13 protein-coding genes are annotated in these 17,961 nt (G+C 73.2%); 6 read left to right on the top strand and 7 right to left on the bottom strand.

Annotated elements, in window-relative coordinates; translation table 11 throughout:
- Positions 1-18: 18 nt before the first annotated feature.
- Together AB0E88_RS24880 and AB0E88_RS24875 are read right to left on the bottom strand one after the other, a co-directional pair.
- The gene (locus tag AB0E88_RS24880; RefSeq protein ID WP_361634318.1) at positions 19-858 is read right to left on the bottom strand and encodes a serine protease; all 840 of its coding nucleotides are present in this window, start codon (positions 856-858) and stop codon (positions 19-21) included.
- Positions 859-1,147: 289 nt separating this feature from the next.
- The gene (locus AB0E88_RS24875) at positions 1,148-2,215 is read right to left on the bottom strand and encodes a hypothetical protein (protein WP_361634315.1); all 1,068 of its coding nucleotides are present in this window, start codon (positions 2,213-2,215) and stop codon (positions 1,148-1,150) included.
- Between the two features lie 126 nt (positions 2,216-2,341).
- Here AB0E88_RS24875 and AB0E88_RS24870 point away from each other — a divergent pair, with 126 nt between their 5' ends.
- Both AB0E88_RS24870 and AB0E88_RS24865 read left to right on the top strand, forming a co-directional pair.
- Entirely contained in the window at positions 2,342-3,553 is a 1,212-nt protein-coding gene (locus AB0E88_RS24870) for a pyridoxal phosphate-dependent aminotransferase (RefSeq protein ID WP_361634312.1), read from the top strand.
- Positions 3,554-3,652: 99 nt separating this feature from the next.
- The gene (locus AB0E88_RS24865; protein WP_361634309.1) at positions 3,653-4,084 is read left to right on the top strand and encodes a hypothetical protein; all 432 of its coding nucleotides are present in this window, start codon (positions 3,653-3,655) and stop codon (positions 4,082-4,084) included.
- A gap of 387 nt (positions 4,085-4,471) precedes the next feature.
- Here AB0E88_RS24865 and AB0E88_RS24860 read toward each other — a convergent pair whose 3' ends face one another.
- Positions 4,472-6,292, bottom strand: a complete 1,821-nt coding sequence (locus tag AB0E88_RS24860) for a phosphoenolpyruvate carboxykinase (GTP) (RefSeq protein WP_361634306.1) — start codon at positions 6,290-6,292, stop codon at positions 4,472-4,474.
- Between the two features lie 282 nt (positions 6,293-6,574).
- On the opposite strand from AB0E88_RS24860, the gene AB0E88_RS24855 reads away from it, so the two are divergent.
- The 3 genes from AB0E88_RS24855 (at position 6,575) to AB0E88_RS24845 (ending at position 9,003) form a co-directional block, all read left to right on the top strand.
- Positions 6,575-7,333 carry a hemolysin III family protein gene (locus tag AB0E88_RS24855; protein ID WP_361634303.1) on the top strand — a complete coding sequence of 253 codons (759 nt, stop codon included), beginning with the start codon at positions 6,575-6,577 and terminating at the stop codon, positions 7,331-7,333.
- 62 nt (positions 7,334-7,395) lie between these two features.
- Positions 7,396-8,034 (top strand): TetR family transcriptional regulator, encoded by a 639-nt coding sequence (locus tag AB0E88_RS24850; RefSeq protein ID WP_361634300.1) that lies wholly within the window; start codon positions 7,396-7,398, stop codon positions 8,032-8,034.
- A gap of 240 nt (positions 8,035-8,274) precedes the next feature.
- A complete protein-coding gene (locus tag AB0E88_RS24845; RefSeq protein ID WP_361634297.1) occupies positions 8,275-9,003 on the top strand; it encodes a Mut7-C RNAse domain-containing protein in 729 nt (242 codons plus the stop codon).
- 44 nt (positions 9,004-9,047) lie between these two features.
- On the opposite strand, the gene AB0E88_RS24840 is transcribed toward AB0E88_RS24845, so the two are convergent.
- Positions 9,048-10,229 (bottom strand): glycosyltransferase family 2 protein, encoded by a 1,182-nt coding sequence (locus tag AB0E88_RS24840; protein ID WP_361634294.1) that lies wholly within the window; start codon positions 10,227-10,229, stop codon positions 9,048-9,050.
- A gap of 867 nt (positions 10,230-11,096) precedes the next feature.
- Positions 11,097-13,130, bottom strand: coding sequence for a thioredoxin domain-containing protein (locus AB0E88_RS24835; RefSeq protein ID WP_361634291.1), 2,034 nt, complete (start codon positions 13,128-13,130; stop codon positions 11,097-11,099).
- Between the two features lie 321 nt (positions 13,131-13,451).
- Between AB0E88_RS24835 and AB0E88_RS24830 the strand changes: the two genes are divergently transcribed.
- Complete coding sequence (locus AB0E88_RS24830; protein ID WP_361634288.1) at positions 13,452-16,658, top strand: tetratricopeptide repeat protein; 3,207 nt, start codon at positions 13,452-13,454, stop codon at positions 16,656-16,658.
- 118 nt (positions 16,659-16,776) lie between these two features.
- Here the strand turns inward: AB0E88_RS24830 and AB0E88_RS24825 are convergent, their stop codons facing one another.
- Positions 16,777-17,034 (bottom strand): hypothetical protein, encoded by a 258-nt coding sequence (locus AB0E88_RS24825; protein ID WP_361634285.1) that lies wholly within the window; start codon positions 17,032-17,034, stop codon positions 16,777-16,779.
- A complete protein-coding gene (gene mca / locus AB0E88_RS24820) occupies positions 17,027-17,887 on the bottom strand; it encodes a mycothiol conjugate amidase Mca (RefSeq protein ID WP_361634460.1) in 861 nt (286 codons plus the stop codon). The genes AB0E88_RS24825 and mca overlap by 8 nt, the downstream gene beginning before the upstream one ends.
- Between the last annotated feature and the right edge of the window lie 74 nt (positions 17,888-17,961).

Raw genomic sequence — 17,961 nt, 5'->3', positions numbered from 1 at the left:
ACCGGCCGCCCCGTGCGGTCACGGCTTGGGCAGGACGCAGCCGCTGCGGCTGAGGTCGAGCTTGTTGCCGATGCCGAAGCAGGCCGGGATCTGGTAGGTCTCCTCGGCGTAGTTGATGCCCTGACGGACGGTGACGTTGCCGCTCTGGTCGACCTCGCACGGGTTGTTCTCCGTGCACCGCTGGCCGTCCTCGTTGCCGGTGTTGTTGACGGCGACGACCTTGCCGGTGGCGGTGTCGATCACGGGCGAGCCGGAGGTGCCGCCGATGGTGTTGCAGGTGGAGGTGTAACGGACCGAGTCCTTCCAGGTCCAGTCCCCCTCCTTCAGCCGGTACACGAACCCGTCGATGTTGCAGGAGTACGTCCGCTTCCAGTAGCCGGAGACGACCTTGATGGCGGTGCCGGCGACCGGGTGGGTGTCCTGGACGGTGAGCGCGTTGATGCCGTAGGTGCTCTTGATCTGCGCGTAGGTGCGCGTCAGCTGATAGATCGTCACGTCCGTGTCGGTCATCGTGGAGTACGCGACCTTGCTCGCGCGCAGCGTTCCGACGCCCCGGCCGGAGGAGTTCAGCAGGGTGAAGGAGCGGGACGAGGGCTGGTCGACGATGACCTCGCCGGGCGCCGGGAAGCCGGTCTCCAGGCAGTGACCGTTGCTCATCACGAGCGCCGGGTCGGTGTCCTGGGAGGCCGGGAAGCGGACGACGGAGCCGGAACAGTTGCTGAGCGCGACGGTACCGGCGAAGTCGACGGCCTTGAGCGTGGGCGCGGGGGCGCTCCGCGCGGGAGCGGCGATCGCGGGCGCCGCGCCGGCTGCGGTGACGGCCAGCGCGAACAGCGCGGCGACGAGAGGCTTCTTCATGTGGGGGTCCCCTCTTACGACGGGGGCGACCGGAGTTCTTCCGGTCGCCCACTCAATTGTCATGCGCATTGTGATCGCCGAGGTGCGGGGGGAACAAGGTGCGGGTTTGAGCCATGAGGGTTTCCCTGCGTGGCACTGCGGGGCTTGGGCGGGGGGCTGCGGAGGGGGGTGCTTTCGGCTGACCACCGGGCGCGGGGGGATGGATCGCTGGTCGCGCAGTTCCCCGCGCCCCTGGGGGAGTTGCGCGCCCGTCGGTGAGTTGCCGTGCGATCCGGCGGGTGGGGCTCGGCTACCTGGGGTGCTTGGGGCCGCCGGGGCCGTGGCCGGGTTTGCCCCAGGGGGTGCCGGAAGGCGACGCCGTGGGGCTCGGGGGCGTCGACGCGGGGGTGGGGGTGGGCGTGGGGGTCGGGGACTGCGGCCGGGTCGGTGAGCCGGACGTGCCCGCGCCGGTCGCCGGCGCCTTCGCGGTCGGCGGGGCGGCCGCCGGGGCGCTCGTGGTTCTGGGCGCCGGAGCGTGGGGCGCCGCGTCCGTCGCCTCGGCCGTCGCCGTCGGGGTGGCCTCACCGGTGCCGCCCGGGTCGCTCGGGTCGCTCGGGTCCCCCGAGGCGCCGGCCGCGCCCGGAGAGCCGTCGGTCACGGTCGGGGCGGGGTCCTGGCGGCTGCCGGTACCGCCGGAGGGCGAGCCGGAGAAGGAGAACGCGGCGAGCAGCGCAGCGGCGGACACGGCGGTGACCGCGCCGACGGCCATCACCGCCCGGCGCCGGCCGCCGCCCCGCTTGCGCTCCGCCCGCCGGGCTGCGGCACGGCCGCCCTCCCGGGCGCCCACGCGACCGGAGGGGTCACCGGCCCCGGGTCGGTCACCGGCCTCGACGGCCCCACCGGCCCAGGCGGCGTTCCGGCCCCCGTCGGCGGCAGCCTCCCATCCGGCCTGCGGAGCGGCGCCGGCCGCGGTCGGCCGGCCGGTGCCATGGTGGCCGTAGGCCCCGGCGCCCGCGTCAGCGCCGGCGACGACCTGCCCTCCCGGCGCGCCGTCGCCGTGGACCCCGCCGTCGTAGACCCCGCCGCCGTCGTAGATCGCACTGTCGTCGTAGATCGCACTGTCGCCGTAGGCACCGGCGTCGTCATGGGTCCCGTCGGCGCCGTAGGCACCGGCCGGGCGGGGTCCGGGCGTGGGGGTGAGCCACGGGACCTGCGGCAGTGGGGCCGTCGCGTCGTACTCGTTCTGCCAGCCGTGGGCGGCGGCCGGGTCCGCGTACTGGTCGTACGCGGGGGTGGGGGCGGCGTTCGGGTGATACACGTTCGGCGGTCCCTGCGGCGCGTCGTGCGCCCCGCTTCCGTACTGACCCTGGCTGGACATGGGCGCGAATTGTAGGGACGCAAGAGGCCTGTGGGACAGTCGTCGGCGATATCCGGTCAAACCACCTCGTCTCACGTGGCGGAAAACACGACCCATGGCGCGTTACGCGGCCGTAAGCTCCTTGACATGCAGGTGATCCAGTCGACCAAGCTCGCCAACGTCTGTTACGAGATCCGGGGCCCGGTTCTCGAGGAGGCCATGCGGCTTGAGGCGGCGGGTCACCGCATCCTCAAGCTGAACACCGGCAACCCGGCCGCCTTCGGCTTCGAGTGCCCGCCCGAGATCCTGGAGGACATCCTCCGCAACGTCTCCACCGCGCACGGGTACGGGGACGCCAAGGGGCTGCTGGCGGCCCGCCGTGCGGTCGTCATGCACAACCAGACCCTCGGCATCGAGACCGACGTCGAGCACGTCTTCATCGGCAACGGCGTCTCCGAGCTGATCGTCATGGCGATGCAGGGGCTGCTCGACGACGGCGACGAGGTACTCGTCCCCGCGCCGGACTACCCGCTGTGGACCGCCGCCGTGTCCCTGTCCGGCGGCACCGCCGTGCACTACCGCTGCGACGAGCAGTCCGACTGGATGCCGGACCTCGCCGACGTCGAGCGCAAGGTCACCGACCGCACCAAGGCGATCGTCATCATCAACCCCAACAACCCCACGGGCGCCGTCTACGACGAGGCCGTGATCAAGGGGCTCACGGACATCGCCCGCCGGCACAACCTGCTGGTCTGCTCCGACGAGATCTACGACAAGATCCTCTACGACGGCGCCACGCACACCCCGACCGCCGCGGTCGCCCCCGACCTGCTGACCCTCACCTTCAACGGCATGTCGAAGGCGTACCGGGTGGCCGGCTACCGCGTCGGCTGGATGTCGATCTCCGGGCCGCGCGCCCACGCCGACTCCTACATCGAGGGCCTGACGATCCTCGCGAACATGCGGCTGTGCGCCAACATGCCGGGCCAGCACGGTGTGGTCGCCGCGCTGAGCGGACGGCAGACGATCAACGACCTGGTACTGCCGGGCGGCCGGCTGAAGGAGCAGGTCGACACGGCGTACGAGCTGCTGACCCAGATCCCGGGCGTGACATGCGTCCGGCCGAAGGGGGCGCTGTACCTCTTCCCGCGCCTCGACCCCAAGGTCTTCAAGATCAAGGACGACCGGCGGATGGTCCTCGACCTGCTGCGCCAGGAAAAGATCATGGTGGTGCAGGGCACCGGCTTCAACTGGCCCGAGCCCGACCACTTCCGGGTGGTGACCCTGCCGTCGGTGACCGACCTGAGGGACGCCGTGGGGCGCATCGGACGCTTCCTCGACGGCTACGGCCAGCACTGACGTCACCCTGGGTGTGCACAGCGTCCGCTTTTGTGAACGACTCAACTTTAGACAGAATCTAAGCTAGGATGGCTTCCCGAAGCACTCGGGAGGCCATCCATGTACGAACCGATCCGCACCACTTCCTCCAGTCGGTCCGTCCACGGCACGATGGCCGGCACGCCCTCGGACTTCCCCCACCGCTCCCGCGAGGAGGAGCTGGAGTTCCAGCTCGCGGGCCATCTCGCCGCGCTGCTCGCCGTCACGGACGAACTGCGCGCGCTGACGCCCTCGACCGACCTGGACGCCGCCGCTGAGCGGCTCGCCGCGCAGGTGGCCCGGCTGCGGGGAAGCGGTGCGCCGGTGCGCGCCGTGTCCGCGGAGGCGGGCGCCGGTGACGCCCGGGCCCTGCACGAGCGGGCGCACACCCTCGCCGGGCGCGCGCTGGTCGTCGCCGCGTCGCGGGCCGACACGGCCGCGGCGATCCTGGCCGCCCAGCAGATGGACTTCCACGCGGCGGCGCTGGAGCCGCGCGAGCTGGCGTCCCACTGAGCCCTCCGCGGCTCCCCCTGATCGGCCCCGGTCCGCGTGCCATTGCAGCGACGCGCGGACCGGGAGCCACATCACTGCGTCGGCTTGCCGCGGGGCGCCTGTTCGCCGCGGGGCCCGATGGCGTCTCGCACGGGCGGGTACGGGGTGGTTGCTCGCGCAGTTCCCCGCGCCCCTTCGGCTTGCGGACGCCGAGGACGTCAAAGGGTGGGGGAAACAGCGAGGGCCTGCCGTCTTCGCCGTCGTCGGGGCGGACGGGGCGGTGACGGCAGGCCCGGGGCCGCGCACGCCGTTGTGCGCTGCCTCGCCGGTGTGCTCCGCGGCCGGCCGTGACGATGCAGATGGTCAGGGCACAGTCGGTTCAGCCGGCCGCGGGGTCTTGGAAGGGGCTCAGCCCAGGCGCTCGACCAGAGCGCGGTGCTGGTCCCACAGCTCCTTCGGGGTGTGGTCGCCGAAGGTGTTCAGGTGCTCGGGGACCAGGGCGGCCTCCTCGCGCCAGACCTCCTTGTCGACGGTGAGCAGGAAGTCCAGGTCCTTGTCGGCCAGGTCCAGGCCGTCGGTGTCCAGGGCGTCCTTCGTCGGCAGGATGCCGATCGGCGTCTCGACGCCCTCGGCCTTGCCGTCCAGGCGCTCCACGATCCACTTCAGGACGCGGGAGTTCTCACCGAAGCCGGGCCAGACGAACTTGCCCTCGTCGTTCTTGCGGAACCAGTTGACGTAGTAGATCTTCGGCAGCTTGGACTGGTCCTTGTCCTTGGCCACGTCGACCCAGTGGGCCATGTAGTCGCCCATGTTGTAGCCGCAGAACGGCAGCATCGCGAAGGGGTCGCGGCGCAGCTCGCCGACCTTGCCCTCGGCGGCGGCGGTCTTCTCGGAGGCCACGTTGGCGCCGAGGAAGACGCCGTGGTTCCAGTCGAAGGACTCCGTCACCAGCGGGACGGCGCTGGCGCGGCGGCCGCCGAAGAGGATCGCGGAGATCGGGACGCCCTTGGGGTCCTCCCACTCGGGCGCGATGATCGGGCACTGCGAGGCCGGCACGGTGAAGCGGGCGTTGGGGTGGGCCGCCGGGGTCTCGGAGGCGGGCGTCCAGTCGTTGCCCTTCCAGTCCGTCAGGTGGGCCGGGAGCTCCTCGGTCATGCCCTCCCACCACACGTCGCCGTCGTCGGTGAGCGCGACGTTGGTAAAGACGGCGTTGCCCCACAGGGTCTTCATCGCGTTGGCGTTGGTGTGCTCACCGGTGCCGGGCGCGACGCCGAAGAAGCCGGCCTCGGGGTTGATCGCGTACAGGCGGCCGTCCTCGCCGAAGCGCATCCAGGCGATGTCGTCGCCGATGGTCTCCACGGTCCAGCCGGAGATCGTGGGCTCCAGCATGGCGAGGTTGGTCTTGCCGCAGGCGCTCGGGAAGGCGGCGGCGACGTACTTGGACTCGCCCTGCGGCGGGGTCAGCTTGAGGATCAGCATGTGCTCGGCGAGCCAGCCCTCGTCGCGGGCCATGACGGACGCGATGCGCAGGGCGTAGCACTTCTTGCCGAGCAGGGCGTTGCCGCCGTAGCCGGAGCCGTAGGACCAGATCTCACGGGACTCGGGGAAGTGCGAGATGTACTTGGTGGAGTTGCACGGCCACGGCACGTCCTCCTGGCCCTCCTCCAGCGGGGCGCCGAGGGTGTGGACGGCCTTGACGAAGAAGCCCTCGGAGCCGAGCTCCTCCAGGACCGGCTGCCCCATGCGCGTCATCGTGCGCATGGAGACGGCGACGTAGGCGGAGTCGGTGATCTCGACGCCGATCGCGGACAGCGGGGAGCCGAGCGGGCCCATGCAGAAGGGGACGACGTACATCGTGCGGCCGCGCATGGAGCCGCGGAACAGGCCCTTCTCACCGCTGAAGATCTCCCGCATCTCGGCGGGGGCCTTCCAGTGGTTGGTGGGGCCGGCGTCCTCCTCCTTCTCGGAGCAGATGAAGGTGCGGTCCTCGACGCGCGCGACGTCGGTCGGGTCGGAGGCCGCGTAGTAGGAGTTCGGGCGCTTGATCGGGTCGAGCTTCTTGAAGGTGCCCTTGGCGACCAGTTCCTCGCAGAGGCGGTCGTACTCGGCCTCGGACCCGTCACACCAGACCACGTTGTCCGGCTGCGTCAGTTCGGCGATCTCGTTCACCCACGAGATCAGTTCCTGATGGTTGGTGGGAACGCTGGAAGCCGAGTTGTCGCGCGCCACGGTTGCTCCTAAGTGAGGGATTTTGTCCTTGTGGCCCCGTGGGGGCTGCGACCCGGACGCTTGAGTGCTGCTCATCCGGTGCCGACCGCACTCATTTGATCGTATCCGACCCGACCGCCCATATGTCCAGGGGACCTCACAGGTGAGCGGCGTGAGGAATGCCACGGTTATCCGGCGGGTTTACGTTCCCTTTGTGTGCGTCTTGGCTTAACCTGAAGGACTTTTTGCCCGCACCGGCCCAGGACCCCGCGCTGACGCCTGACTTACGGGCGCGTGGGTACCATGCGGCCCATGACTCCGTCCGCCTCCGACGCGCCCACGGACGCGCAGGCCGCCGGCCGCGGTCCCGCCCCGCACTCATCCGTGCCCTCGATGGCACACCAGCTCGCGCACTCGCTCGCCCAGCCGCTCAAGCCCAAGCTGCGCGGCTGGCTGCACCTCGGCATGTTCCCGGCCGCCCTGATCTCAGGTCTCGTCCTCACCGCCCTGGCCCACTCCACCCGCGGCCGCATCGCCTGCGGGATCTACGCCCTGACCGCGTGCCTGCTCTTCGGCGTGAGCGCGCTGTACCACCGGGGCAACTGGAGCCCGCGCATGGACGGCGTCCTGCGCCGGCTGGACCACGCCAACATCTTCCTGATCATCGCGGGCACCTACACGCCGCTCACCATGCTTCTGCTGCCCGGCGCCAAGGGCCAGTGGCTGCTGTGGGGCATCTGGGCGGCGGCCGCCGCCGGCATCGTGTTCCGCGTCTTCTGGGTGGGCGCGCCACGCTGGCTCTACACCCCCTGCTACATCGCGATGGGCTGGGCCGCCGTCTTCTTCCTGCCGGACTTCATGCGCGCGGGCGGCATCGCCGTGCTGGTCCTGGTCGTCGTCGGCGGCCTGCTCTACAGCGCCGGCGGCGTCATCTACGGCATCAAGCGGCCCAACCCGTCCCCGCGCTGGTTCGGCTTCCACGAGGTGTTCCACTCCTTCACCCTGGCCGCGTTCATCACGCACTACGTGGGGATCTCGCTGGTGGCGTACCAGCACGCGTGACGTGACCCGACGTCCGGACCACGGCCCGCGGGCGGGTATCCGCCCGCGGGCCGTGTCCGACAATGGCGACCATGACGGCCGCACCCTCCCCCACCCCCGCCGACCGCCCACGACCGGGGCTGCGCGAGCGCAAGAAGATCAAGACCCGCCGGGCGATCCGCGCCGCCGCCTACGGGCTGATCCGCGAGCAGGGATACGAGGCCACGACGGTCGAGCAGATCGCCGAGCGCGCCGAGGTCTCCCCGTCGACCGTCTCCCGCTACTTCCCGGCGAAGGAGGACATCGTCCTCACCGACGAGTACGACGCGGTCCTGCTGGAACAGCTGCGGGCCCGCCCGCTCGACGAGCCGCCGATGGAGTCCCTGCGGTCGGTGATCCACACGGCCGTCGGCACGGGGCTTCGCGAGGAGCCCGAGGTCACCCGCCTGCGGACGGCGCTGATGGCCGAGGTGCCGGCGGTGCGCGCCCGCATGATGGAGAACGCCTCCGCCACCGGCCGGCTGCTGTGCCGGGCCCTCGCCGAACGCACCGGCCTCGCCCCGGACGCCCTGGAGGTGCGGGTCTTCGCGACGTCCCTGATGGGCGGCCTGATGGAGGCGTCCCTGCACTGGGCCGAGAACGGCTTCCACGGCGACCTCACGACCCTCGTCGACCGCGCGTTCGACGTCCTGGAACACGGGCTGCCGGCGCGCGCGAGATGAGGTGCGGGGCGGTCTCCGGCCCGGGGACGGTCCGGGTCCGCCCGCCTCGCCCCGGCCCGCGCCGGCTCGTCGCCCGGCCCGCGCCTTCTCGTCGCCCCGGTCCGCACCGGCTCGTCGCCGGGCCCGGGGCGCGGGTCCGCCGGATGCGCGAGCCGGCCGTCGCCGGTCGCCGGACGCGCGGGCGGCCGTCGCAGGAAAATCCGCGGGAGGCGGCCACGCCCTCCATGCCATCCTGACCAGGTGAACACAGCCGAGATCCACGTCGAGTTCGCCCCCGAGCTGCATCTGTTCGTCCCGCAGGCACGGCGCCGGGGAGCCAGCGCCGCCTCCGTCGACGGCGTCTCGTCGCTCGGCCATGTCGTGGAGTCGCTCGGCGTTCCGCTGACCGAGGTCGGCGCGCTGGCCGTGGACGGCCGTGAGGTGCCGGTGTCGTACGTCCCCTCGCCGGGCGACCGGGTCACGGTCCGCGCCGTCGAACGACCCCAGCGGGTCCCCGGCGCCCCGCTGCGTTTCCTGCTCGACGTGCACCTCGGCACCCTCGCCCGCCGGCTGCGTCTGCTCGGCGTGGACACGGCGTACGAGTCCACCGACATCGGCGACCCGGCGCTGGCCGCGCGTTCCGCCGCCGAGCAGCGGGTGATGCTCAGTCGCGACCGGGGGCTGCTGCGCCGCCGCGAGCTGTGGGCGGGCGCGTTCGTCTACAGCACCCGGCCCGACGACCAGCTCCGCGACGTGCTCGACCGCTTCCGCCCCGAACTGCGGCCCTGGACCCGGTGCACCGCGTGCAACGGCCTGCTGCGCCGGGCCACCAAGGAGGAGGTCGCCGACCAGCTGGAACAGGGCACGCATCGCACGTACGACGTGTTCGCGCAGTGCGGGGAGTGCGGGCGCGCCTACTGGAAGGGCGCGCACCACGAGCAGCTGGAGGCCATCGTGGAGCGTGCCCTGGCGGAGTTCAGCCGCGGCTGAACGCCCTGGCCCGGTTCAGTCGCGGCTGAAGGTCCTGGCCGGGTTCAGCCGCGGCTGCTGTGCGGGGCGCGTCGTCCGGAGCGGCGGCGCGGCAGGTACACCAGGGCCTCGGTGCCGGCGAACCGCAGGACGAACGTCGTGAGCAGCGCGAGCGCGGTCGCGGTCAGCGGGCCCATGCCGAGGTGGCGTACGAACAGCGCGATGAGCGGGATGCGCAGCACCAGGTCGGCGTTGGCGAGCAGCGCGAACCGGCCGAGCCGGTCCCACCAGCGGCGGTGGGCGCGCCGCTCGCGGAACAGCAGGTGCTCGATGAGCAGGAAGTTCCAGGCCACGCCGAACTGGTTGGCGATGATCTCCGCCGGGACGTAGTGCACGCCGAGCGCGGTGAGCGCCCACAGTCCGGCGAGGTTGGGAACGAAGCCGCTCGCCCCGATCAGCCCGAAGCCGATCATGCGGGCCAGCGGTGCGTCGGTGCGCAGCCCGGCGAGGTGGCGCAGGAAGCGCAGGCCCTCGCGGGCCGTCGACTTGGACTCGCCCGCGAAGCGCTCCTCGAAGACGAACGGCACCTCGGCGACCCGCTCGGGGCGGCTGCGGACGGCGAGTTCGAGGAGGATCTTGTAGCCGAGCGGCTTCAGGACGTCGGCGGTGACGGCGCTGCGGCGGATGGCGAAGAAGCCGCTCATGGGGTCGCTGATGCCGCGCAGGCGGCGCGGGAAGAGACCCTTGGTGAGCCACGTCGCGCCCCGTGAGACGGCCACGCGGTAGCCGCCGGCGAGTCCGGCGCGGCTGCCGCCGGCGGTGTAGCGGGAGGCGACGACGAGGGCGGCGCCGGTCCGCTCACCGGTGGCGACCAGCTCCGGCACCAGGTGCGGGGGGTGCTGGCAGTCGCCGTCCATGACGACGATCCAGTCCGCGCCGGCCGCCTTGATCCCTTCCACGACCGCGCCGCCGAGCCCGCCGGCCGGGTCGTCGCGGTGCAGCACGGTCACCGGGAAGGGACAGTCGCGGGCCGCGTCGGCGATCACCTGCGGGGTGTCGTCGGTGGAGTCGTCCACGAAGACGACCTCGCAGGGCAGGCGGGCGGGCACGGACTCGGTGATGCGGTGCAGCAGCTGCCGGATGTTCGCCGACTCGTTGAAGGTCGGTACGACGATGGTGACGGCGCCGGGCTCGGGCAGTTCGGCCGCGCCGAGATCAGGGGCGGGCACGGTGTACTCATGGGTCATCGGACGCCTCCCGGGTCGTCGTGAGGAGGAGCGAGCCGTGGCCGCGCGTACGGCAGCTCGCCCTTGGGCAGGGCGATCTCCCGAATCCCTGAACCCCCGGTACGCGACAGCGGTCACTTCCATCGCGCCCAGCCGCCGAAGCTAACGGCGGCCCCTGACGACCGAGGGCCCTGTCGATGGGCCACAGATGAACACCCCCCGACGCGCCAGTGACGGACACACGCGCGTGCGCAACGGGGCGGGTTCCGCCCCGGCGGGGCGGGCGGCGGGGGTTTCTTCGGCGCGTACGCCGAGGACGGGCGGGCGGCTCGGAACGGCGGGCGGCGAGCGCCCGCGCGTGCGGAACGGGCCGGGCTCCGCCCTCCCAGGGCGGCGGGGCTTCTTCGGCGGGTACGCCGGGGACGGGCGGGCGGCTCGGAACGGCGGGCCCGCCTCGGGCGGGCGGCGAGCGCCGGGCGGCGCGTACGCCCGGGGGCGGGCCGGGGGCCCGGAGCCGCTCGCCGCGGGTGGCGCAGCGCACGCCACGGTCGGACGGGAGCGCGGCGCGCGCCGAGGCCTCCGGACGGGGGGGCGGTGGCTCGGCGCAGCGCACGCCAGCGGCGGACGGAAGCACGGCCGGCTCCGAGGCCGCCGGGCGGACGGCGGTACGGCGGCGGCTCGGCGCCGTGGGGGCACGCACGCGCGGGCGTTGCCGAGCGCCGGGCGGGCGGCGCGGCGGTCCCGGGCGCCCCTCGTGCACGCGTGCCATTGCGTCCGCGCTCCGGGAGCGGGGGCGCCGAGGGCACGCGCGCGTGCTGTTGCCGCCCGCGCCGCGGCAACGCTCGCGGAACCCCGCTCCGGGCCGCCCGCCGCGAGCGTGCGCGTCGTTCAGCCGTTCAGGGTCGCTCGCAGGCGGGCCGGGTCGGTGGTCGGGGCGTCGCAGGTGAAGTTGCGGCAGACGTACGCCGTCGGGGCGCCGTCCCTGAGGGGGCGGTCGGCGAGGAGCGGGAATTCGTCGCTGCCGGGGGTGCCGTAGGCGACGACCGCGCCCGGGGCCGTGCCGAGCAGGGCCGTGCGGTGCAGGGTCCGGGCGTCCGCGTCGTCGGTCGAGGCGCCGACGACCGCCACCTCGCGCGGGCCGTCGAGGCGTGCCTCGGCGACGGCGAGGCCCCAGCCGATGAAGCGGGGCACGCGCGGGCCGAGCGCCTTCACCACGCCGAGGGCCTTCTCGGCGGCGGCCCGGTGCGGCTCGGAGCCGGTGTGAGCGGCGTAGCTCAGCAGGGCACCGGTCGCCGCGGTCCAGCCGGAGGGCGTCGCGTTGTCCGTCGGGTCCTGCGGCCGGCGGATCAGCTGTTCGGCGTCGGAGGCGGTGTCGTACAGGGAGCCGGTCTCCGGGTCGGTGAAGCGGGCCAGCACGTGGTCGAGGAGGATGCCGGCGAAGTCGAGCCAGACGCCCTCGCCGGTGACGGACGCGAGCGCGAGGAAGCCCTCGGCGACATCGGCGTAGTCCTCCAGGACGCCGGTGTGCGCGCCGGCGCGGCCGTCCTTGCTGGTGCGGGCGAGCCGGGCATGGTCGTCCAGGTGCAGCCGGACCAGCAGGTCGGCGGCGCCGAGCGCGGCGTCGACGAGGTCCGGGCGGTCGAAGTAGGCGCCGGTCTCGGCGAGCGCGGCGATCGCGAGGCCGTTCCAGGCGGCGACGACCTTGTCGTCCCGGCCGGGGGCGGGCCGCAGGGCACGGGCGTCGAACAGCCGCCGCTTGATGCCGTCGATCCGCCCGGCGTCGAACACGCCCTCCGTCTGCGGGAGTTGCAGGACGGAGGAGCCCTGTTCGAACGTGCCCTCCTCGGTGACGCCGAAGTACTGCGCGGCGGCTTCGGCGTCCTCCTCGCCGAGCACCTCGCGCAACTGCTGCGGCGTCCACACGTAGTAGGCGCCCTCGACGTGCTTGCCGGTCCCGTCGTCGCTGTCGGCGTCGAGCGCGGAGGCGAAACCGCCCTCGGCGGTGCGCAGTTCGCGGACCATGAAGTCGGCGGTCTCCAGGGCGACCCGGCGGGCCAGCTCGGAGCCCGTGGCGCGCCACAGGTGGGCGTACACCCGGCACAGCAGGGCGTTGTCGTACAGCATCTTCTCGAAGTGCGGCACCGTCCAGTCCCGGTCGACGGAGTAGCGCGCGAAGCCGCCGCCGAGCTGGTCGTAGATCCCCCCGCGGCCCATCCGTTCGCAGGTGTCCTGCGCCATCTGCAGGGCGCCCTCGGAGCCGGTGCGCGCGTGGTGGCGCAGCAGGAACTCGATCACCATGGACGGCGGGAACTTCGGCGCCCCGCCGAACCCGCCGCGCTGCGGGTCGTACTCCCGGGTGAGCCCGAGCAGCGCCTGTGCCAGCTCCTGCTCGCCGGGCGCGTCGACGGCGTCGTAGGAGATCTCCCGCGCGGACAGGTCCCGCACGATCTTCCCGGCGACCTCGGCGACCTCGTCGCGGCGGTCGGTCCACGCCTGGTGCACGCCCTCCAGCACCTGCACGAAGGACGGCATGCCGTGCCGGGGCGCGGGCGGGAAGTAGGTGCCGAAGTAGAACGGCTCGGCGTCGGGGGTGAGGAACACGGTCATCGGCCAGCCGCCCTGCCCGGTGGCCGCCTGCACGGCCTCCATGTAGACGGCGTCCACGTCGGGGCGTTCCTCGCGGTCGACCTTGACGTTGACGAAGTGCGCGTTGAGGTAGTCGGCGGTGGCCTGGTCCTCGAACGACTCGTGCGCCATGACGTGACACCAGTGGCAGCTGCTGTATCCGACGCTCAGCAGCACCGGGACGCCCCGTTTGCGCGCCTCTTCGAAGGCCTCGGCGGACCAGGGCCACCAGTCGACCGGGTTGTCGGCGTGCTGGAGGAGGTACGGGGACGTCTCATGCGCCAGTCGGTTCGGCATGGTGTCCATCCTGCCGCAGTACCCCGGGCGGGGCGCGCATCACGAGGTCCTGCCGTATCGCGCTGACCGGCGCGCGGACAGGGCGTGCACATGTCAATCCACGGCACTCTGCGCGAGCTGCGTCCCGTCCTGCTGCGCACAGACGCCTCCGGCCGGACCTCCGGGCGCGGGGCCCGGACGGCCGACGGCGGCGCCTCGGTCCGCCGTGCGGCCGGGCGCGTCATGGCCGGGCCGGCGCGTGATCGGCACCACCCCTCGCGCTGACGGCCGCCGCGAAGGACACTCATGGGCAAGGGAGTTGCCGTCGGAGGGGGACGAGGCATGCGTGACGCGCACCGCGCGGAGGCCGAGCGGCTGCTGGCCCGGGCCGTGGAGGAGGAGGTACGGCGCTCCGGAGGGCGCACCGACGGCCAGGTGCTGCTCGGGCGGGCGCGGGCCTCACTGGAGGCCATGGCCCGGACGGCGGGCGAGGAGTACGCGGCCTACACCCGCGCCCTGGACGAGGCCGAGGCCGGACGGCTGGGCTTCAGACAGCGCTACGCCCAGCAGGGCGGTACAACTCCCCTGCTGGTGGCGGCCGTTGCCGCAGTCGCCGCGGGGGTCGCCGACCTGGCCCTGGGCACCGACGCCGGCACCGCCCTCGGCGCCGGCGTGACCGCCGGTGTGGTCGGCGCCGCGGCGACCGTGGTCAAGGCGGCCGGCGCGCACCTGCCCGCCGCCCATCACCGCGCCGGCGCCGTCGGCCAGCCCGGCGGGCCCGAGCAGCTGCGCCTGCAGTGGCTGACGGCGCTGGAAGTGCGCGGCATCCGCCCCTTCCTGGACCAGCAGCGGGTGCTGGCCGCCTCCACCGGCCCGGTCGGCAAAACGGCCGGCCCGCAGCTGCGCGGCGCCGACAAGAGCGCGGCCGCCCGCGGGCGGACGGCGCTGGAGCAGTCCTTCGGCCACCTCCCGGACGCGGACGGAGCCTTCGCCGGGCGCCGGGCGGAGCTGGCGCGGATCCGGCAGTGGGTGCAGGCGGCCCGGGCCGGCACCCGGACCAGGCCGGTCGTCGTCGTCCTGCACGGCGTGCCCGGCAGCGGCCGCACCACCCTCGCCGTACGCGCCGCGCACGATGTCCGCGACCAGTTCCGCGGGGCGTGCGTGGTCGACCTGCGCGGGGACGGCGCGGGCGAGCCCCCGCTGCCCACCCGGGACGCGCTGCTGCATCTGCTCAACCGGCTCGGCGCGCCCCGCGAGCAACTGCTCTTCCGCGAGCGCTCCTCCCCCGACCAGCAGATCAAGCGGCTCGGCGAGCTCTACCACCGGCATCTGACCGGGGTGCCCGTCACCGTGATCCTGGACGACGCCGGCGACCCCGAGCAGGTGCGCGCCCTCGTCCCCGAGCACTCCGACAGCCTCGTCCTGGTCACCGCACGGCAGCCCCTCCAGCTGCCCGCCGGTCTCGACGCCTGGGTGCACCACCTGCCCGTCGAGGCGCTCGACGCGGCCGGCGCGGAGGAGCTGCTCGGCGCCACGGCCGAGGACAGCTCCGGGCCGTACGACGCCGAGTCCACCGACCGGATCCGGCAGCTGTGCGGCGCGCTGCCGCTGGCGCTGCGCGTCGCCGGCTCCGCGCTCGGCCCGCGCTCACCGCGGCAGCTGGCCGGCGACCTCGGCGCGTACGGCCCGGTCGAACCGGTCGAGCGGGCCCTGTGGCTGCGCTACACCGACCTCGACGAGCAGCCGCGGCGGCTGCTGCGCCGCCTGGCGCTGGCCGGCCGGGCCTCCCTCGGCGCGGCCGCGGCCGCCGCGCTGCTGTCCACCGACCGCACGGAGGCCACCCGGCATCTGACCTCCCTCGCCCGGGCGGGCCTGATCGACCATGTGCGCGGCAGCCGCTACCGGCTCCACGACCTGGTGCGCTCCTTCGCGCAGGCCCGCCTCATGGACGAGGAGGACCCCGCCGAGCGCGCGGCCGCGCAGGAACGGCTGATCCTCAGCTACGCCGACCTCGCCGACTCGGTGCTGCGGCTGGTCGACGGCAACGTCTCCACCCGCTCGGACCGGTTCAGCCCGCACGGCTTCACCTCGCTGGACGAGGCGCTGCGCTGGCTGGACGACGAGTCCAGCTTCATCACCGCCACGCTCCGGCACGCCGAGGGCGTCGACCAGCGGGCGGTGCTGAACCTGCTGGGCGCGCTGTGCGACTACTGCCTGCTGCGCGGCGACCTGTACCGGCTCGGCGAGATCAGCGAGCTGGCGCAGAGCGTCGATGAGGGGCTGCTGATCCGTTCCGTGCAGTGGCGCACCGGCATCGCGGCCCGCCAGCTCGGCGAGCTGGACAAGGCGCGCACCACGCTGACGTCCGTGGTCGACCTGTACCTGGAGGCGCACCACGACGCGGGTGCCGCGCGCGCCCTGTGCTCCCTCGGCATCACCCTGCACCACCAGGGCAACCTCACCGAGGCCGCCGCCAAGCTGCGCGAGGCGCTCCAGATGCAGGAGGCCCCGGACCTGGCGACGGACCGGGCCTGGACGATGCACGCGCTCGCCGCCGTCGAACGCGACCGGGGCCGGCTCGCGGAGGCGCTGGCCCTGCTGGAGGGCTCCCTGGTGCTGCACCGCGAGGGCAGCTCCGTGCACGGCGAGGCGTGGGCCCACTTCCAGCTCGGCCAGCTGGGGCTGCGCATGGGGGACGTACCGCGCGCGGACGGCGACCTGCGCCGGGCGCTGGAGCTGTACGGCCGGACCCGCGACGCGCGCGGCGAGGCGTGGGCGATGACCCAGCTGGCCCGCGCCCGGCTCGTCGACGGGGACGCCGCCGAGGCGGTGGACGCGCTGCGCCGGGCGGCCTCCCGGCACCGGGACAACGAGGACGCCCGCGGCGAGGCGTGGACGCTGTACTACCTGGGCCAGGCGCTGGAGGAGTCCGGCGACCTGGACCGCGCGGTACGCGAGCTGGAACGGGCCCGGACGATGTTCTCCCGGATGCGGGACGTGTACGGCCTGGCGTGCGCCCGGCACCACTCGGCGCGGGTCACGCGGGACCAGCGGGCGGCGCAGACGGGCAGCCTGCGCAACTCCGGGTTCGCCCGGCAGCTGCTGGTGGACGCCCGCGCCGACTTCCAGCGCATCGGCGTCGCCCACGGCGAGGCGTGGACGTGCCTGGAGCTGGCGGTGGTGGACGCGGGCAACGCGCGCACCCCGCAGGCGCTGGCGCTGTGCGACGAGGCCGCCGCCCTGTTCGCCTCCTACGGTGACCGGCGCGGCGAGGACTGGGCGCGCTTCCTGCGCTGCACGCTGCTGCCGTACGCCGCTCCCGGCGGTGTGGAGGTCGGTACGGCGGTCGCGCAGGAGGAGCTGGCCCAGCTGGCCCGCGCCACCCATCCGGGCCGGGACGGGAAACTGGACGACTACCTGGAGGCGTACCAGCTGCTGCTGGAGCGCGGCATCACCCTGGAGGCGGGCTGGCAGGCCTGGCGCCTGGGCATGACTCCGGACCGCCACGCCCGTGAGGTGATGGGCGTGACGGTCCCGACGGAGAACTGACCGAAGCCGGCCGGGGGCGCCTCTCCCGGCCGGGCTGTCGTGCGCGGCCCGGCCGGCCGGGGCTGCCGTACGCAGTCCGGTCGGCCGGGCTGCGACCGGCCCCGCCGGCGGCGCCCGCTCAGCCCTGCTGCGGCTCGATCTTCCCGGAGGGCGTGCCCTTGGTGCCCGAGGAGTCGCTCTCCGGCGCCTCCTGGAAGTCCACCTTGCGCATGTGCTTGCTCATGGACTTCATCAGGGCCCACACCGCCAGCGCCATCGCCGCGAAGACGATGAAGCCGAGGACGCCGGGGGTCACCTTGTCCTTGTCGAAGCTGTCGGCGGCGACGGGCAGCAGGTGCGTCACGGCCAGGCTCATGCTTGCGCTCATGTCAGGCATTGTCGCGGATGCCCGCAAAGAGGTCGTCCTCGGGGAGGGAGGTATCGACGAGCGACTTCGCCAGCTCGTACTCCTCCGTCGGCCAGACCTCCTTCTGCAGCTCCAGCGGCACCCGGAACCATCCACCGTCCGGATCGATCTGCGTACGGTGCGCGATCAGCGCCTTGTCGCGGATCTCGAAGAACTCGGCGCACGGAATGTGCGTGGTCAGCGTGCGCTCGGGCCGGTCCGACTCGTCCCACCGCTTGAGCCACTCGCCGTAGGGGGACTCCAGCCCCCGGTCGAGCAGCGCCTTGTGCAGCGCCTCGGTCCGCTGACGGTTGAAGCCCTGGTTGTAGTACAGCTTCAGCGGCTGGTACGCCGGGCCGTACACGTCCTCCGGGAACTTCTCCGTGTCCGCCGCACCCTCGAACGCCACCATCGAGATCTTGTGGGTCATGATGTGGTCGGGGTGCGGGTAGCCGCCGTTCTCGTCATAGGTGGTGATCACCTGCGGACGGAAGGCGCGGATCTGCTTCACCAGTTCCCCGGCCGCGTGGTCCACGTCCTCCAGGGCGAAGCAGCCCTCCGGCAGCGGCGGCAGCGGGTCGCCCTCCGGCAGTCCGGAGTCGACGAAGCCGAGCCACTCCTGCTTGACCCCGAGGATCTCGCGGGCCTCGTCCATCTCCTTGCGGCGGACCTCGTGGATGTTCTCCTCGATGTACGTGTCGCCCTGGAGCTTGGGGTTGAGGATGGAGCCGCGTTCCCCGCCGGTGCAGGTCACCACCAGCACGTCCACCCCCTCGGACACGTACTTGGCCATGGTGGCCGCGCCCTTGCTCGACTCGTCGTCGGGATGGGCATGGACGGCCATCAGTCGCAGCTGGTCAGTCAAGACTCGATCCTCGGTTGGTCGGCGCCCCCGGGGTCCCCGGTGTCCTCGGGCGC

Origin of the sequence: Streptomyces sp. NPDC028635 (assembly GCF_040637635.1) — a bacterium.
Taxonomy (GTDB): domain Bacteria; phylum Actinomycetota; class Actinomycetes; order Streptomycetales; family Streptomycetaceae; genus Streptomyces.
The sequence above is the reverse complement of the archived record's forward strand: the minus strand, read 5'-3'. Positions and strand labels throughout refer to the sequence as shown.

Coding starts and splice junctions, on each gene's coding strand:
- AB0E88_RS24880 (WP_361634318.1), bottom strand. CDS start 858: ATGAAGAAGCCTCTCGTCGCCGCGCTGTTCGCGCTGGCCGTCACCGCA.
- AB0E88_RS24875 (WP_361634315.1), bottom strand. CDS start 2,215: ATGTCCAGCCAGGGTCAGTACGGAAGCGGGGCGCACGACGCGCCGCAG.
- AB0E88_RS24870 (WP_361634312.1), top strand. CDS start 2,342: ATGCAGGTGATCCAGTCGACCAAGCTCGCCAACGTCTGTTACGAGATC.
- AB0E88_RS24865 (WP_361634309.1), top strand. CDS start 3,653: ATGTACGAACCGATCCGCACCACTTCCTCCAGTCGGTCCGTCCACGGC.
- AB0E88_RS24855 (WP_361634303.1), top strand. CDS start 6,575: ATGCGGCCCATGACTCCGTCCGCCTCCGACGCGCCCACGGACGCGCAG.
- AB0E88_RS24850 (WP_361634300.1), top strand. CDS start 7,396: ATGGCGACCATGACGGCCGCACCCTCCCCCACCCCCGCCGACCGCCCA.
- AB0E88_RS24840 (WP_361634294.1), bottom strand. CDS start 10,229: ATGACCCATGAGTACACCGTGCCCGCCCCTGATCTCGGCGCGGCCGAA.
- AB0E88_RS24835 (WP_361634291.1), bottom strand. CDS start 13,130: ATGCCGAACCGACTGGCGCATGAGACGTCCCCGTACCTCCTCCAGCAC.
- AB0E88_RS24830 (WP_361634288.1), top strand. CDS start 13,452: ATGCGTGACGCGCACCGCGCGGAGGCCGAGCGGCTGCTGGCCCGGGCC.
- AB0E88_RS24825 (WP_361634285.1), bottom strand. CDS start 17,034: ATGCCTGACATGAGCGCAAGCATGAGCCTGGCCGTGACGCACCTGCTG.
- mca (WP_361634460.1), bottom strand. CDS start 17,887: ATGGCCGTCCATGCCCATCCCGACGACGAGTCGAGCAAGGGCGCGGCC.